Genomic DNA, 13,270 nt, shown 5'->3' on the forward strand with positions numbered 1-13,270 from the left:
GGCCCCCATGACGGACGTCTACGGCATACTCCGGCTCGCCCCGCCGGCAGCACGATGGCCCGTCGTCGGTCGCGGGGCCATCTCACCCTGCCCGTGCCTCCTTCAACGGCACGAAGCGATGGCTGCTCAGGGAGTCGGTCCCAGCTGGCGCTGTTGCGCGGGCCGCAGTGGCCGCCATCCGCTGGCGTCGAGCTTGGCCGGCTCCGCCTCTACGTCGACGTTGATGACGCCGAGGAAGTTGATGTTGTCGCTGTGGCCGGGCGAGATGTGCGACCACCGAGTTGGTCAGCACGGTCAGGCACCACGCCTGTTCGGCCTGCTGCTCCAGATGCGGGCGGATGATCGTGCCCTGCTGGGCGTGATGCAGGTCGCGGCGCAGCGCGTGCAGGCTCTCCCCCTTGTTCAGCTGCCGCGAGATCTTCCCCCTGAAGGCCGGATCCGACAGCTATTCGGCCAGGTGGACAGTCCTTCTGAGCATGCCCCACTCCTTCAGCGCGGCAGCCAGGGGGTTCTGCCGGGAGGCCGCCGACCACTTGCCTACGATCAGCGAGGCGGTGGCCTGCCCGTACTTCAACGCCCCGGCCATCCGCAGCAGATCCGGCCAGCAGGCGGCCACCAAGTCCTCGTTCCAGCGCGCCCAGCAGCGGCCCGGCGTGCGGATAGCGCTTGGCGATCTCGGTCGGGGTCTCATCGCGCACGAGGGTGACCCGGGTCAGGTCCCGCAGGCGCCCGCACGCGTCGGCTCACTGCCCTCTCCGACGGCGGCCGGAGAGACGACCGCGTCACCATGGCGACGTTCAGTTCGGACGGCCACCGGCTTGCCATCACGTACGGTGACCGCGTCGAGCTACGCGACGGCAGCACCGGGCAGTGCCTGCCCGGCCCGCCACCACTGCACTGTCCGGTAACCGCCTCAGAAGTGCCGGCGGGATGCCTGGTGGTCGCCGCCTTCCGGCGCGACGGCCGGGTCCTGGCCTACAGCGACATCTTGCAGACACCGCCGTTCAGGGCATGGCTTTGGGATCTCGACGGCCGACGCCTCAGTGCCACCTCCCCGCCCCTCCAAGACGGAAAGAGCCTCGCATTCGCCGGCGACAGCATCCTGATCGGCGGAAATCCCATCCTCGGCAACGATGCCTCCCACCTCAGCAAGACCATCGTCTAGGATCCGATCAAAGGCGGCATCTCCGCGACCGTGCCCTTCATCAGCGGCCGCCTCGCCGTCGACCCCACCGAGCGGCTACTGGTCAGCTCGCAGGGGCATGTCGCCGATCTCACCGCAGCAGGGCCGACCCGCCGCGCGGGCAGGATCGGCGCGTCCGGCGCGCTGGCCTTCAGCGCCGACGGCGCTACCTCGCCGTCGGCCCGGGGAGCGGGCAGACCGCCCTCTGGAACGGCAACGTACGACGCCACCTCGGCCGCGGACGTCACCGCCCTGGCCTTCTCCCCGGATGCGCGCGTGCTCGCCGTCGGGATGGCCAACGGCGCGATTCAGCTGTGGGACGCCGAAACACGGCAACCCATGGGGCACCCGTTCTCACTGCCGGCGATCTCGTGTTGGCCATCAGCCTGGACGGCGACGTCCTCTACGTCGCCGGCGATCACCTCCCCTACCAGCGCTTCGACCTCATGCCGGAGGACTGGGCCGCCCACTTCCCGGGCTACCATTCCAGCCCACCTGCGGCCGTGACGCGCGGTGAGGCTGATCGGCAGCAAGGTGTGTTCGCGCAGTGGGAGGGCCGGCTCGGGCGGACCGCGGACGCCTCCCAAGGACGCGGGTGAACGCTGTCGTCGGCGACGCCGGCCGGGGCCGGCCGGCGTCGCCTGGTACGTCAGGTCACGGTGAAGCGGATGGGGCCCGCCAGAACCGTGTAGCCGTCGTTGTGGAGGTAGTACGCCGCGTACGCGCCCGGGCCGGGGAGTCTGTCGGTCGGCATCACGAGCGTGCCGGTCGCGCCGGGGGTGTAGCGCCAGTCGATGGACTCGCCGTCCTTGGGGGCCTTGGTGGCCGGGTAGAGGCCGATCCAGTTCTTGTCGCTGACCGTGGCGGGCAGCGTGGAGTAGGTGAAGGTCAGGCTCGTGCCCTTGGGGACCGACGTCGCGCCCAGGGTGACCTTGCCGTCGGGGGCCGCCGCCGCGGCGGGCGGCGCGGCGGTGAGCGGGGCGTCGTCCGGTTGCAGGTTGTAGTAGGCCGCCAGGCGGCCCACGATCGTGTCGGCGTACGGGGCCAGCCGGGCGAAGTTGCCCACCAGCGCGGCCCTGGCCGCCTTGTTGAGTGCGGCGAAGTCCTTCGTCGCGCCGGTCAGGTGCGGCTGGAGCTTGGTGATGAGCGCGTAGTCGCTGGCGATGCCGAGCGACCCCATCTCCTGGGCCAGTGACGGTGTGCTCACACCGGTGTCCAGCACCCGGCTGACGAACGTGACCCGGTGCATGATCCGCCAGCACGGCGGCTTGGTCTCGGCCTGCTGGGCCCGCTTGAGCGCCAGCGCGTTCGGGTCGGTGCCCCGGTCCAGCCACTCGGGGTCGATCACCTTGCCGTAGAAGTCCTCGAAGTTGTCGGTGGTGGTGTCCAGGTAGAGCGTCATGAACCGGTAGGCGTCGACCCGGCCGGGCACCAGGATCGGCTTGCCCGCCGCGTCGAACTGCGGCTTGTCGCCGACGAACTTCTGCAGCTCGGCGCCGGGCCCGCAGCTCACATCGAGGCTGAACGTGCGGGTGGCCTGTTTGGACTTCTTGCGGGTGACGCTGTACCCGGCACTCATGGACGCCTCCAGGCCGAACTTGTGGCCGAAGTCCATGACGTCGAAGCTGATGGCGTAGTTGCCGCCGAAGGTGGACTTGAAGGAGAACGCCCCCGAGGTGGTCTCGGTGACCTGGTCGGTCGTGGCCGTCGTCTCGGCGAAGAAGCCGCCTGCGGCGGTCCACACGTAGGTGTTGACGATGTTGCGGCGCGAGGCTGATCTGGTGGCCGCGCGATTGGCCTCGGGGTCGCCGCCGGAACCGGCCTCGGTGGTGGCGCCGGTGCCGCCCGTCATCCCGTTCAGCACCTTGGCCGCCTGGCCGTGGGTGGGGTCCCAGGTGTGGGTCTGGATGGACACCGAGTCGTAGAAGCCCTGCAACTGCTGCTGCTCGCGCTGGATGCGCTTCTTGATCCGGTAGGCCTCGGCGGGTCGGTAGTAGCTGTACTCGCCGCTCACCCCGTCGGCGGCGTTGGGGAAGTGCGGGTCGGGGAACGGACGCAGGCCGGGTACCTGGCCGTACTCGTGGAAACCGACGATCCCGTCCAGGGTGCCCTGTTTGGTGTAGCGGGGGTTGATCGGGAACGGGATCAGGTTCCAGTCGCGGGGGATGTCGGGGCTGGGCAGCATCCGGTAGGCGACGACGGCGCCGGTGTGCGTCAAGCGCAATGCGTACATGTCGGCGGTCTCGGACTGCACGACGGCGAAGCCGGTGTTGGCGGGCACCCAGCGGCGTCCGACGGTGGGGTTGACGTGCTTGGTGCCGTCGGCGTCCTCCCAGCCGCCGGCGAGGGTGACCTTGCTGGTACGGGTGGTGTTGGCGCCCTGGGACACCTCCGTGGTGTCGCTCCAGCTGTTGGAGAAGTCGAGGGACAGGTAGAAGCCCCACTCCTGCTTGACCGCGCTCATCGGCTTGGCGGTGCCGGCGCCCAGCGGCGCGAGGACGGCCCAGACCTCGTCGCCGAACGCCTGGTCGAAGGCGATCTTCATCGCGCTGTCGACGCTGACGTCCCGCTGGGAGGACAAGGTGTTGACGACGTTGTCGGCCTGCACGAAGGCGACCGACGAGGTGCCCGCGTAGTCCTTCTTCTCGTCGATCATGTTCTCCGACGGGATCGGCGGCGCGCCCTCGATGTAGCCGATGAGCTGGGGGTCGAACTGCACCTGGCCGACCCAGGTGGTGGCCAGTTCGCCGACCTTGAAACCGGTGCTCAGCGCCCACGACTTGTCGTCCTGGAGGTAGCCGTAGGCCCGCTTGAGCACCCCGATGATCGAGTCGTCCGGGAGCCGCTGCACGTCGCCGTACTCGGTGGCGGCCGGGGTGGTCGCGATCGTGCCGTGGAAGGAGGTCTTGATGCCGGTCAGCGCCGAGCGGATCCGGGCGGCGTCGGTGGAGATCGGCGCCGTGGACAGTACGATCTTCGGACCGGGCGCCGACTGAGTCAGGTGCTGGCCGCTCAGCCCTGCGTCCTTGACCAGCGCCCCGGCCACCGTGTCGTCGGCCTCGAACGGGTAGTAGGCGAGCAGGTGCTGCCGGTCTCCCTTGACGCGGCCGAACATGTTGTCCAGGATCTGCTCCTGCGTACGGGCGGTCCGCCAGACCCGGATCTCGTCCAGGTCGCCGGTGAACCCCTCGCCCACCACCGAGCGTGGCGCGGCGGACCGGGCAACGGCCGCCTGCGTCGCCGGCTCCGTCGCCACGGGGCTGCCGTTGCGGTACAGGGTGAACCTGTTGCCCGCCGGGTCGGGGGTGCGCACCCGGGTCACGGCGCGCAGCGTGGCGGGATAGGAGCCGCACATGTCCTGAGTGGTGGAGCCCTTGGACTCCGGGAACCTCCACCAGGCGACCAGCCCCTGCGCTTTGGGACTGATGGACACGCCGATCTGGTCGGCGTCCCTGGCCACGTTCCAGATCCGCACCTCCGACAGGATGCCCTTCAGGCCGGACACGGTCTTGCCCTCGACCATGCGGCCCAGCTCGGCGGGCGCGCCGTTGCCCACGGGCTTGGCGCCCTTGTAGCGGTGCGTCCCGGCGTCGGCGCCGTCGACGTAGAAGCGGATCTCCACGCCCGTCTCGATGCCGGTCGGGTTCCTGCGCACGACGGCCACCCTGTGGAACCTGCCAGTTGTGAGGGCCATGGTGGATTTGTGCACGACGGGGGCGGCCGTACCGGATCCGGCCTCGAAGGCGAAGGCAAGGCGGTTGTCGTTGTCGACGTACAGGCAGTAGGGCACGGCCGTCTGACCGCCGTCGCCGAGCACGCCCTTGCCGACGAGCCCGTGCCGGCCGCTGGACTCGATCTGGACGAACGCCTCGATGGTCAGGTTCTCCACGATGTCCAGGCCGCCGGGACCGCCGGCGTCCAGGTAGCCGACGCCGTCCATCCGCATCGCCCAGTCCTGGGTGAACGCGACGGCCAGGTGGGCCCATTCCCCCGGCGGGAACAGGTCGACGGTGCGCACGCTCTGCTCGTTGACGGTCGCGTCGATCTGGTAGGCGAAGGAGCCGTCGCCCTTCAAGAGCTGCGTCAGGCTCAGCGCGTACCGGGTGGGGCCGGTGTCGGTGGCCAGGATCAGGGCGCCGTTGTTGACCACGGTCGGCCTGATCCACGCCTCCATCGTCAGGTCGCCGGAGGCGGCCAGGGCCGCGATGTTGGCGGTGTCCGCCAGGTGCAGACGGTTCTTGGCGTCGCGGTCGAAGGAGAACGCCCGGCCGGGGGAGTCGCCGTGCCAGCGCGGGCCGAGCGGCTGGCTGACGTCGGCGGCGGTCCCGGCGGGGACCGGCCCGGTGGCGCTCTGGGCGTGCGCGCTGACGATCAGCGAACCCGAGGCCACCGACACGCCGGGGGCGCTGCAGGTGGCCTTGGTGTAGTCGTAGGCGGGGGTGCGCACCTTGGCGCCCGTGCCGGCGGTCAGGCCGCCGCTGGTCAGCGTGATCTGCGCCGAGCCGGCCGGGGTCGCCTCGGCCGTCCGGCTGTCGGCGCCGACCGTCACAGCCGAGCCGGCGGTCAGCGCGGTCGCCAGCGGCTCTATCAGCGTCACCACCTTGTCCTGGAGCGACAGCACCGTGCCCAGCTCGGCTCCCTTGGCGGTGCCGTTCAGCACCGAGGCCAGCTGGTCGGCCCGGTCGGGCACCGAGGGGAACGTCTCCTTGGTCGTGCCGCGGCTGACCTCGACCGTGCACAGGCCCGCCCCGGTGGCGGTCACCTTGACCGCGAAGTCGGCCGAGCGCAGGGCCATGTCGCGGGCCGACAGCCGCAACGTGCCGTCGGCGACGGTGAACTGCTTGACCGCAGGGGCGATCGTGGCGGCGTAGTAGGTGGCGAAATACTGGCCGGCGCCGCCGCGGAAGTACAGCGCCACCTCGCCGGTCGAGCTGTCCAGCAGCGCGGGGGCGTTGCCCGTCCAGGCGAAGGACAGCAGCGCGCCAAGTGTGGTGAGCCCGGCACGGTCGGTGTGCAGCGTGGGCATCGGCAGCACCGCCTCGGCCGCGCCCGCCTGCGCGCCGGTCAGCGTGGCCAGGGTGTTGAGCGCGGCGTCCAGGGCCGCCTTGTCGGCGCCGAGCCGCTGGGAGGCCTCCAACTGCTGCAGGTACCTCTGCGCCAGCGGCACCGCCTCGGCCATGATCTCGGCCTCCCGCTGCCGCTCCGCGTTCCTGGCCGGGCCGACGATGGTCCTGTTGAGGGTGTACAGGCTGAAGATGCCGCCCCTGGTCAACTCCTCCTCAAGCTGCTTCAGCCGGGCCACGCTGCTCGGCATCCAGTCGGTGAGCTGCTGGTCGGTATAGAGCTTGCCGCGCGCGACGGTCACCGCCTCCTCCGCCTGACGGAGTCGCTCGGTGTCCTTGGTCGGGTCGGGTGTGCCGATCCAGGCCAGGTCGACGACGCCGGGCAGCCTGGCCAGCCGGCCGTCCTTGGAGACGGCGAAGTCCAGGGTGGCGACGTAGGAGCGATCGGCCGGTTCGCCCTTGGGCGGCGGCCCGGAGGTGGCGAAGGCCAGCATCACGCGCGCCTGCCTGCGTTCGGGCACCGGCGCCTGGCCGTAGCCCGTCACCGAGGACTGCTGCTGGTAGTACAGCGTCGCGGTCAGGCCCGCGACAGCCTTTCGGCCGGTGACGGTGAACGACTGGCGGGTGATGCCGGGGCCGTCGTAGACGGGGGCATCGGAGTCGGCCCACACGGGGCCGGGGTCGAAGCGGCCGGAGAACTTGTTGGCGCTCCGGTCTCGGACCTCCACGCCGGCGCCCTCGTCGAGGGGGAAGTAGGCGTACAGGCCGGTCTCGCCGCCCGACAGGCGCTGGCCCCGGGTGGCGAAGTCGGCGCGCGCGATCGTCCAGACCCGCACCTCGTCGATCTGGCCGGTGAACACGTCGGCGGAGGCTTGGCCGAGGCCGCGCCCGCCGACCACGATCCGGGCGCTGACGTCGACCTGCTCGGACGTGGTGAGCGAGCCCGCCGCCGCGCCGTTCACATACAGCCGCAGCGCCGCTCCGTCGAAGACGGCCGCCACGTGCGCCCAGACCCCCATCGGCGCCACCGTCGTCGAGGTCAGGGTCTGCGTGCCGTGGCCGAACCGCAGTTTGCCGTCGGCCTGGAGGCTCACGTGCACAGGGCTGTCCATGCTGGTGCGCTGGGTGCGTCCGATGATCAGCCCGGTCCCGGTGGCGGCGGCGGGCTTGATCCAGGCCTCCAGCGTGTACGGCCCCGCCGGCGCGGCCGTGACGTCCACGCCCGCGATCACCGGAGCGCCCGTGCCGTCGAAGCGCAACGCTGTTCCGGCCCGGTCTTGCGGCGGTTTGACGGGAACCAGCAGCTTGCGGGTGTGCGAGTCGATCCCAGGGGACCGTTCCAGCACCGAGGCGGCGTACTTGGGGTCGGGGCTGGTCCACAGTTGGGTTCCGGCGGGGTTGAACAGCCCGTCGGGGGTCTGCTCCAGGTTGTGGCCGTGCACGGTGCCGGAGGCGTCGGCGGTGAAGATCTGCCAGCGGGTGTGCCCGGTGACGGCCGTGGGCAGCGTCAGCGCGGTGAACAGGCCGCCGGTGAGCCGTCCGGCGAACGACAGCTTCATGGTCGGCTCGTAGAACAGCCGGCCCTCCATGTCCCGGGTGCCCAGCGTGTCACCGCCGGAGGCGGGCAGGATCCGGCTGCGGCTGCGCTGGTAGCGGACGTCCACCACCGGCTTGAGCTCGGCGCCCACCAGGACGAAGCGGTCGCACAGCAGCGCGGCGTCGGCCTTGGCCGCCTTGCCTCCGGCGGCGTCGCCGGTCAGCCGCCCGGTGGTCGTCTCATAGACCGAGCCGGCCGCGCCCGCCGCCACCGATTGGCGGAACACCAGCAGGTAGCGGCCGTCGGAAACCACCTGGATGGGGAACTCGGAGGTCAGCCGGGCGGTCGTGGACAGGAACGGGTCCTCCTCGCCGGGCAGCAGCTTCTCCGAGGGCGGCACCTCTGCCGAGCCCAGCTTCTTGACGACCGGCATGACCGCCACCTGGGGCGTCTCGGGGCCCACGTCGACGATCTCGGTGGGGAACACCAACACGGCCGGGTCGGCGTTCCAGTAGGCCGCGTCGAGTGCGCCGCGCGCCCGATCGGCCTGGTCCAGGCTGAGCACGCTGTAGTAGACGCGGCGGTCGGCGCCGAGGGCGAAGCCGACCACGGTGCCGTTGTGCCGGACCATTGTCGTGGAGGTGTACTCGCGGTCCTTGTAGACCTTGATCAGGTTCTTGTCGTGCACGAAGTGAGCTCCTTGCCGATCAGTCCGCATCCAGGCGCTGGATGGGTTCGTCGTTGCTGTCGGTGTTCTCGGTGCGCATCGCCTTTTCGAGCGGCGATCGCTGGCACGCTGTGGACGACCTGGTCGGCCTCGTTGAAGTCGACGCTGCGGGCTCCGGCGCAGGTGACGGCGCCTTTCAGGTTCTCCGACGGCACTGGGGGCGCGCCGGCCTCGATCCTGCCGCCAGGTTTGACCGTCGGCATCGCGGCCGCGCCCGCGATCCCGTGACCGACCATCGGTGACCTTCCGCTTGAACGGCGGCTCGGCGGGGCCGTCGGCCGTGTACGCCGCGTCCGGCTCCCCCTTGGTCGCGTCCAGGACGCTGTAGGCGATCCGCCGGCTCGCGTCCATCGCCGACGTCACATGCGTGTACGCGAGGTCCCCGTGGACGTTGATCAGTGCATCCCCGGCCCCCATCGCCCCCCTCCCCGCCCGCTTCGCCGTCGAAGCCCTCTCGACGATGAGCCCGACCAAGCGATAGGTCAAGACGATCACGATGGCCACATTCGGCCATCCCACAACCGCCCATCACACCTGCTCAGGCACCACCGAACGAGGGGCGTACCCGACCGCGACTCCCACGGCCTCAAGAACGCACCCGCCCCGGCCCCGGCAGGATCGAACTCCTCCACCCCACCGCCCGACCGCGCCGATGCCATCGCCGAGCTCTGCGACGACGCCGAGGCGAACCGGGGCAGCGGGAAGATCCGGCCGAGTATTGGCGCCAAGGGCCGACGCGCAGCTCAGGGCCCGCCATGGGCGTCCCGGTGGAGGAGGTCCAGGCGCTCCTGGGGCGCGCCTCCCCCGTCACCACCCAGCGCTACGACCGCGGGCCCCGGCCGGGCCGCCGATGCCCCCACCGCAGGCCCCGACCGCGCGCAGGCACGCGATCTGCGCTCGTAACCATGCCGCGCCCCAAGGATCAGCCACTGGTGCTCACTCTCGTGACGAACTGGCGCTGGCTCTCACGTTCATATTCCCCTGTAGTCCGCTTCGAGCAAGTCTTGGGCATGGCCATCGTTTTCTGCTAAGGCCAGTTCGTCCCAACACAGAGCCCAACGGCGCGCACCACCCGGACAATATTTGAGCGGTACACAGGGGAAGGCTAGATCGAACAGCATCGATGTTCTGGTGGTCCAGTCGTACAGGACCACCAGAACGGGACACCCTCTAGCCGCCGAAAATGGCGTGTTCCACCTCGATCAATTGCTCTCTGGTCAGTTTTGGAGGCACTCCTTTCAAATTGTGAACTCTACTGACGAATTCGGCCGGCAGGTCGACTCCGTAGTTAGCTACGTAGTAGCTCATATCGCTCGGCACATCCAGCAGCCATCGGTTTGTGTAAAGAGCGAACCGATTAGGACGTGCTCCGCCGAGATGATGTCCTGGACCTCGGTCCCCGATACCGCCAGATGTGATCCGTTTCGAAGATATTCGATCACGAAGCGTCGATCGGCATTGACCTTATTTATGCCGGCAAACAAGCGTAGGGCCGCCCGGATCCCCGTGGCCAAGCTCTCGAAAGAATCCTATTTCTTTCATTTTCGCTACTTCCGAGGGAAGAATGATTTCCATGTACCAGAGGGATGGCGTCGGTAGTCTGGTTGATGAGCACTGACGTGATCTCAGCGAATAGCCAGCAGGTGGTCGTGCTCGAAATGGGTGAGGACGAGCGCCGCGCGGGCGATGTCGCCGATTCCGCTGGGGCTGATGGCGATGTGCTGGAGGGTGCGCCATCGACCTTTGAGCAGGGCGAATCCGCGCTCACCAAGGCACCGCAGGGCACGTAGGAGTCGGCTGTAGGTGCGGTTGTCCGGGCTGAGGACCTGGTCTCCTTCGGGCTGCGTGATCGGGGTGTGAATGCCGATTCCGGCGCCGTCGTAGCCGCTGTCGGCGAGGGTGGGCAGGCCGTGTGCAGCGGCGACGTACAGCGCGCCCAGCACGTGCATGCGAGCGGCGGTGAGGTAGTGAACGGAGCCGGCTTCGACCTCGGCGATCCACAATGGCAGCCCGCCTGGCGACGACAAGGCTTGGAGGTTGCCGACGTGCTGGTGGGCCTTGCCTGAATACCACACGTCGATGGACTCGCCTATGACGCTGAGCGTCTGCTCGGCACAGCGATCGATCGGGATCAGCACGCCGTCCAGGATTACAGACGCAAGTCCCTCGGCTTGGGCGCGGTCGAGAGTCTCACCAAGACCCGGTGCTTGAGCAGCGAGAACTGCGATTCCTCGTGGACGTAGCGGTAGGCGGTGGCCCGGGAAACGTGGTGATCGCGGCCGAACTTGGGGATGTCGTGCTCGCCTCGGGACCAGCGCAGCACCGTGACCGCCTGCCAGAACGGGTCAAGGCCCGGCCGCCCTTCGAGGTGCCGCGCAGCTGGCGCTCATTGCGCAGCAACCGGGCGACGTACTGAACGAGTGCGCGGGAGACGTCGAGCGTGGCACGATGAGTAATCATGTGGAGCCTTTCGGCGGCTGTGCTTTCTTGCGGTGAGAACTCAACTACCGGAGGATCCACGCCTGTCTCCGGCCTTCGACGACTCCTCCCGAAAGGCCCGACACGTCATCGCTCCTGTCCGAGAAGTCCTCAATCGCCCCGAGTTATCTCTCCGAGATCCCCTCAATGGCGCACCACGTCAGCCTCGGGCGGTGCGACCATGGACATCTTCACCGCCGAAGGCGTTCACAACAAGGTTCACCTGCCATGATTGAAGAAGAGATAGTGCGTGCGGTCCTGACATCGGGACTCGATGACTGGATCTCCCTAGACGAGATTCTGTCCTACGCGAAGCCCCCTCAAGCTGCCATCGCCGTGATCCGTGATCTGCTCGATCGAGGGCTGATGCGTGCAGGCGAACTCGGTGAGACAGGTTTCGAGCCCCGAGAAGCCTCCGTCGCGGAAATCGTCGCGGAGATCGAGCAGGCATGCGTCGCGTTCGATTGGCGTCCCATGGGCGGCTCAGGCTGGTGGTTTGCAAACACCAAACGAGGAAATCACCTCGTCGCCGCAGGCTAGCGAGCTGCAGTCCGGCTAACAAAGGTAATCGACGGTGGTCGGCATACAAAGAAGGTCCTCATGCCGCTCGCCGCCGTGGGCATCCTGGGATGCAGTGTCGGGTTTCCCCGGGAACCTGTTTGGTCCAAAAAATCATCGACCATCAGCTACGCGGCTCAAGCACAGAGCGCTTTGAGGCATCCTGCTGGTGGTGTGGTGGGCCTCGCTCTACATGACCCTCGTCGCTGATCGAGTCCTTTCTGCCAACCCATGGTCATCGCCACGGGCTGAGCGTCGGGGCGCATGGTCGCGCCGGTGGTGAAGCGGGCCTCGGGCTTGAGGAACTGGTGCACCCAGAACGCGATGTCCACCGGCTCGCCGAATACGCCGAGGGGCATCGGCGTCGGGAAGTCGTCGGCGTCGCCGGTCCCACCGGCTGAGCCGAGCATGAGCGGGGTGAGCACGGCGCCCGGCGCGATCGCGTTGAGCAGCACGCCATGCCGCGCCCATTCCGGGGTGACGGCGGTGCGGCGCACCCAGCGGGCGAGCGCGAACTTGGCGGAGGCGTAGGCGGAGGTGCTGGGGGCGAGCTCGCGCAGTTCGGCGGGCATCGCTTCCGCAGCGGCACGGGCGTGCTCGCGGGCAGCCTCCTCCTGCCCCGCCAGCGCCAGCTCCACCAGGCGGTCGTCGCTGAGCGGGACGGTGGTGGCGGAGTTGGAGCCGATCACGACGGCGCGCCCGGCGCCCGAGGCCGCCAGCGCGGGCCGCAGGAGGTCCAGCAGCCGGACCGGGCCGAAGTAGTCGATCGACAGCACCGTGGCGGCGTCCGGCAGGTTCGGGCCGACGCCCGCGACGGCGGCGACCCCCTCCAGACGCCCTTCGCAGCGGGAGAGGATCTCCCCGGCGGCCTTGTTCCGCCCCTCGGCGGTGTCCAGGTCGGCGATGATGTCGGCGTCGCGCAGGTCCACCCCGATGACGGTGTGCCCGGCTTCGGCGAGGGCGGCGGCGCTGGCCGCGCCCATGCCCGAGGCGATCCGGTGACGGCGAAAGTGGCCATGATGCTCCTCAGGAAGGGGATGGTGCGGTCAGCCCCGCGGTGACGAACGCGATGACGGTCGCGGTCTCGGGCAGCGGCACCGCGGCGGCCGGGGCGGGCGCGACCGAACGGCCGTAGACCTCCAGCATCAACGTGAACGCCAGCCGCCACCGCTCGGAGACCTCGCGCACGGACAACACCGGCAGCGCCCGCCCGAGCATGACCTCGAAGGACGCGGCGCCGAACCGGCGTCCGCGCACGCCTGCAAGGCGGCCAGGATCCGCGACCAGATCCCCTCCCGCTGCCAGCGCCGGAACAAGCCATACACGGTGAACCAGTGGCCGTAGCAGGCAGGAACGTCCTGCCACCGCGCCCCGGTCCGGATCACGCCATCGGATCCCATCGATCAACTGCCGCCTGCTCCACCTCGGCGGACGCCTCTTGCCCAACGCGGCAGGCAGATGCGGCTCCAGCGCCGCCCACTGCGCGTCAGTGAGGTCGTGCCGCCTCGTCACCACTACGCCGGCCACGAGGTCTCCGGTGTTTCGTCCTTCTTGGTCGTTGAACCAACTACCGGAGAGCTCTACGTTCAACGATCAGCGACACGCCTCAGACCCGGTGGGCGTCGGCGCACTTGCACGGCCGCCTCGCGGGGATGTGCCATGTCGGCCTCGGCCTGACCCTCGGTGTCGGTGGAAGGCTCTGATGGACGCGGGCTGGAGCGATC

At 69.2% G+C, this 13,270-nt stretch carries 8 protein-coding genes and 3 pseudogenes; 5 read left to right on the top strand and 6 right to left on the bottom strand.

The window, feature by feature from the left end:
- Positions 1-82: 82 nt before the first annotated feature.
- Positions 83-691, bottom strand: a pseudogene (locus ACIBST_RS40800) (Tn3 family transposase).
- Positions 692-787: 96 nt separating this feature from the next.
- On the opposite strand from ACIBST_RS40800, the gene ACIBST_RS40805 reads away from it, so the two are divergent.
- The 3 genes and pseudogenes from ACIBST_RS40805 to ACIBST_RS40815 all read left to right on the top strand — a co-directional run bounded on the left by ACIBST_RS40805 (position 788) and on the right by ACIBST_RS40815 (position 1,782).
- A complete protein-coding gene (locus ACIBST_RS40805) occupies positions 788-1,165 on the top strand; it encodes a hypothetical protein (RefSeq protein WP_397178872.1) in 378 nt (125 codons plus the stop codon).
- 30 nt (positions 1,166-1,195) lie between these two features.
- Positions 1,196-1,513, top strand: a pseudogene (locus ACIBST_RS40810) (hypothetical protein); the annotation flags it as partial.
- A 41-nt stretch (positions 1,514-1,554) separates the two neighbouring features.
- Positions 1,555-1,782 (top strand): hypothetical protein, encoded by a 228-nt coding sequence (locus tag ACIBST_RS40815; RefSeq protein WP_397178974.1) that lies wholly within the window; start codon positions 1,555-1,557, stop codon positions 1,780-1,782.
- 50 nt (positions 1,783-1,832) lie between these two features.
- Here ACIBST_RS40815 and ACIBST_RS40820 read toward each other — a convergent pair whose 3' ends face one another.
- Entirely contained in the window at positions 1,833-8,471 is a 6,639-nt protein-coding gene (locus tag ACIBST_RS40820) for a LamG-like jellyroll fold domain-containing protein (protein WP_397178873.1), read from the bottom strand.
- A gap of 41 nt (positions 8,472-8,512) precedes the next feature.
- Between ACIBST_RS40820 and ACIBST_RS40825 the strand changes: the two genes are divergently transcribed.
- Positions 8,513-8,752, top strand: coding sequence for a hypothetical protein (locus ACIBST_RS40825; RefSeq protein WP_397178874.1), 240 nt, complete (start codon positions 8,513-8,515; stop codon positions 8,750-8,752).
- A 1,383-nt stretch (positions 8,753-10,135) separates the two neighbouring features.
- On the opposite strand, the pseudogene ACIBST_RS40830 reads toward ACIBST_RS40825, so the two are convergent.
- Positions 10,136-10,970, bottom strand: a pseudogene (locus ACIBST_RS40830) (transposase family protein).
- A 246-nt stretch (positions 10,971-11,216) separates the two neighbouring features.
- Here ACIBST_RS40830 and ACIBST_RS40835 point away from each other — a divergent pair.
- Complete coding sequence (locus ACIBST_RS40835) at positions 11,217-11,528, top strand: hypothetical protein (protein ID WP_397178875.1); 312 nt, start codon at positions 11,217-11,219, stop codon at positions 11,526-11,528.
- Between the two features lie 155 nt (positions 11,529-11,683).
- On the opposite strand, the gene ACIBST_RS40840 is transcribed toward ACIBST_RS40835, so the two are convergent.
- From ACIBST_RS40840 to ACIBST_RS40850, 3 genes are read right to left on the bottom strand one after another with little or no spacing between them, the layout of a single operon-like run.
- On the bottom strand, positions 11,684-12,529 hold the full coding sequence (locus tag ACIBST_RS40840) for an SDR family oxidoreductase (RefSeq protein ID WP_397178876.1): 846 nt from the start codon (positions 12,527-12,529) through the stop codon (positions 11,684-11,686).
- Positions 12,530-12,572: 43 nt separating this feature from the next.
- Positions 12,573-12,803, bottom strand: a complete 231-nt coding sequence (locus ACIBST_RS40845; RefSeq protein ID WP_397178975.1) for a hypothetical protein — start codon at positions 12,801-12,803, stop codon at positions 12,573-12,575.
- Entirely contained in the window at positions 12,692-12,946 is a 255-nt protein-coding gene (locus tag ACIBST_RS40850) for a transposase (RefSeq protein WP_397178877.1), read from the bottom strand. Before ACIBST_RS40850 ends, ACIBST_RS40845 begins: the two co-directional genes overlap by 112 nt.
- Between the last annotated feature and the right edge of the window lie 324 nt (positions 12,947-13,270).

The sequence above is a fragment of the Nonomuraea sp. NPDC049684 genome, from assembly GCF_044465345.1.
Taxonomy (GTDB): domain Bacteria; phylum Actinomycetota; class Actinomycetes; order Streptosporangiales; family Streptosporangiaceae; genus Nonomuraea.

Bases quoted from the DNA above. Each gene is read 5' to 3' on its own strand.
- ACIBST_RS40840 (WP_397178876.1), bottom strand. From the start codon at position 12,529: ATGGGCGCGGCCAGCGCCGCCGCCCTCGCCGAAGCCGGGCACACCGTC.
- ACIBST_RS40805 (WP_397178872.1), top strand. From the start codon at position 788: ATGGCGACGTTCAGTTCGGACGGCCACCGGCTTGCCATCACGTACGGT.
- ACIBST_RS40825 (WP_397178874.1), top strand. From the start codon at position 8,513: ATGGGTTCGTCGTTGCTGTCGGTGTTCTCGGTGCGCATCGCCTTTTCG.
- ACIBST_RS40835 (WP_397178875.1), top strand. From the start codon at position 11,217: ATGATTGAAGAAGAGATAGTGCGTGCGGTCCTGACATCGGGACTCGAT.
- ACIBST_RS40850 (WP_397178877.1), bottom strand. From the start codon at position 12,946: ATGGGATCCGATGGCGTGATCCGGACCGGGGCGCGGTGGCAGGACGTT.